This is a genomic window from Acinetobacter sp. RF14B, assembly GCF_006864105.1.
In the GTDB taxonomy this organism is placed as follows: Bacteria; Pseudomonadota; Gammaproteobacteria; order Pseudomonadales; family Moraxellaceae; genus Acinetobacter; species Acinetobacter lwoffii_C.
Genome location: NZ_SMTB01000234.1, coordinates 1 through 531, shown reverse-complemented (window position 1 = coordinate 531; position 531 = coordinate 1). Strand labels below are relative to the sequence as shown.

Below are 531 nucleotides of genomic sequence, written 5' to 3'. Positions count from 1 at the left end.
GCTCATTCACCGAAACCAGACGTAATAATGCTTCACGCACAGGTGTAATACTCATACCTAATTGCTCCGCCAGATTTTTAGTAATCAGTCGTGCTCCAGGTTTTAATGCGCCAATACTAAGCTGATGTTTCAGGTCGTTCTCAACCTGCAGAGTCAAACTGACATGTTTCATTTTTCCCATTCCAGGCATTTTAATTCCTTCGCGTGTTTTCTGTCCAACCCTGCCTGCACGGCAGAAGGAGTTCAACTGGTGTATTAAAGTGAATAATCATAAACCACCCACCTTTGTTGTTATTAGCAGCAGAACAATGACGTGGTTAGTTAATTAAAGCTGAAAATAAGCTTTTTGCCTGGATTTTTATGGCGGCTTACGCCGCCGTTGAAACTTTAATCATCACCCGCGACGCGGATCACCACTTTGCCGAAGTTTTTACCCTTCAGCAGGCCGATAAACGTCTGTGGCGCATTCTCTAAACCATCAGTAATATCTTCGTGGTAGTGGATTTTATCCTCTTTCACCCATTGCCCCAT

General features: G+C 43.7%; 2 pseudogenes. Both read right to left on the bottom strand.

The features are described 5' to 3' along the window. Positions 1 to 190 (bottom strand): annotated as a pseudogene (gene mcbR, locus E2K52_RS14700) (colanic acid/biofilm transcriptional regulator McbR); the annotation flags it as partial. Between the two features lie 197 nt (positions 191 to 387). Further along, a pseudogene (locus E2K52_RS14695) lies at positions 388 to 531 on the bottom strand (NADP-dependent oxidoreductase); the annotation flags it as partial.